Source organism: Streptomyces sp. NPDC001270 (genome assembly GCF_042896695.1).
GTDB lineage: Bacteria > Actinomycetota > Actinomycetes > Streptomycetales > Streptomycetaceae > Streptomyces.
In genome coordinates, this window is record NZ_JBIAXM010000101.1 from 1 (window position 1) to 1,761 (window position 1,761).

The window sequence follows — 1,761 nt, forward strand, 5'->3', positions numbered from 1 at the left end:
GGGCGTGCAGATCTTTAACTCGTCTTTTTGATCTTGGTTTGGGTGGGGTCGGAAGCGAGGAACCTTGCGACGTCGGCAGATGTACGGAGGCGGGCGGTTGAGGTGTTGATGTGATGGCCGTGTGCTTCCAGGAGTGGGTGGACCTCCTGTTTCGCACGGCTGATGGTCATCGCGGTGACGCCGAAGAGTTGACCGATGAGGTCCATGGTGGCGAGTTTGCGCAGGTGGAGCACGGTGGCCAGGATCCGCTCGGCTGGGGTGAGCTTGGCTTTCACACCTGTGCCGGGGGCGACCAGGCGCTCGTGACCGCGGCGTGTGCGGAGCACTTGCTCGCGTTGAACCTCCAGTGCAGGAGTCAGCGCGTCGATGAGCTCCGTGAGCTGTTGGCGGGTCATGCCGGTCAGCTCTGGGTCCTGCAGTGAATACGTCGTAAGACGATGCGGCTCGCTCGCCGGTGTCTGGTCTGACGTGCTGCTGGTGGGCGTCGTGTCCAGCGGTTGCTGGGGGTGGAGGGTGTAGTTCCAGTCGCCGTGGAAGCGGTGCCGGGTGATCGGCAGGGCGGCGATCTCGTCGTCGCTGACCTGGATACCGGTGGGGTAGCAGTTGGTGTCGAGTTCGGCGTGCACGGTCAGGCCGGTCTTGGTGGTGGTCGCGGCGATGCTCTCGACGATGACTTCGTGGCTGGTCAGGGGCCTTCCGCGCCAATTCATGGTGATGTGTGAGAACAGCCTGTGCTCGATCCGGTTCCACTTCGACGTTCCGGGAGGCAGGTGGCAGACGGTGATCGCCAGTCCGGACTCGGCTGCGAACCGGGCGAGTTCGGTCTTCCAGGTGCGGGTGCGATACCCGTTGGAGCCGCCCGCGTCGGCGGTGATCAGCAGCCGGCCGGCTGTGGGATAGGCGGCCCGTCCGGCTCCGTTCCACCAGCGGCGGATGGATTCGACGGCGAACGCAGCGGTGTCGTGGTCGGTGCCCACGTTGACCCAGCCGGTGTTCGCGGCGACGTCGTAGATGCCGTAGGGCACTGCTCTGCCCAGCTCGCGGTCGGGGAAGTCGTGGGTGTCGACCCGAACCGGCTCGCCTCTCGGCTCCCATTCGCGGCCGTTGTTCTTGAAGGGGCCGACCAGTTCCTTCTTCTTTGTGTCCACACTGATCACCGGAGCCCCGCTGTCCTGGTGGTCGCGGGCCTGTTCGTTGAGGTAGTGGAACTGGGCGTCCCGGTCGGGGTGCTGTTTGCCTTCGAGGGTCTTGGCGTTGCTCTGCAGGCTGAAGCCCTCCTCGCGCAGGAGGTCGCCCACCGTGTCCGCGGAGATCTTGTGGCCCTGGCGGGTCAGCTGCTCGGCGAGTTTGCGGGTGGATTTGGTCGTCCAACGCAGCGGCGACATGGGATCTCCGCGGACGTCGGGCTCTACCAGCATGAGGAGTGCCTGACGAACGGCTGGGTTCAGGTCGACGACGCGTTTGCGGCCACCTCCGGGTCGGCGGACACGTCCCAACGGGGCTTCTTCGGAGTCGAGTTCCCTCATTCCGACAGACACAGTGGCTTCACGGACGCCGGCGGCACGGGCGACCGCTCTGATCCCACCGTGGCCGAGGGACTGGGCTTCCGCTCCTATCAACAGGCGACGCTGTCGCTCGTCGAGGTGCGGCAGAATTGCCCTGAACTTGACTGCCAGCACGGCCCGTTGTGCTTCCAAACTGCTCATGCCAGACCAACGAATCAGCGAGCGGAAAGCCACGAGTTAAAGATCTGCACGCCCT

At 65.0% G+C, this 1,761-nt stretch carries 1 protein-coding gene; it reads right to left on the reverse strand.

What is annotated here, in order from left to right; genetic code table 11:
* Positions 1-14 precede the first annotated feature (14 nt).
* Positions 15-1,706 (reverse strand): ISAzo13 family transposase, encoded by a 1,692-nt coding sequence (locus ACFY2B_RS46140; RefSeq protein WP_390769045.1) that lies wholly within the window; start codon positions 1,704-1,706, stop codon positions 15-17.
* Positions 1,707-1,761 lie beyond the last annotated feature (55 nt).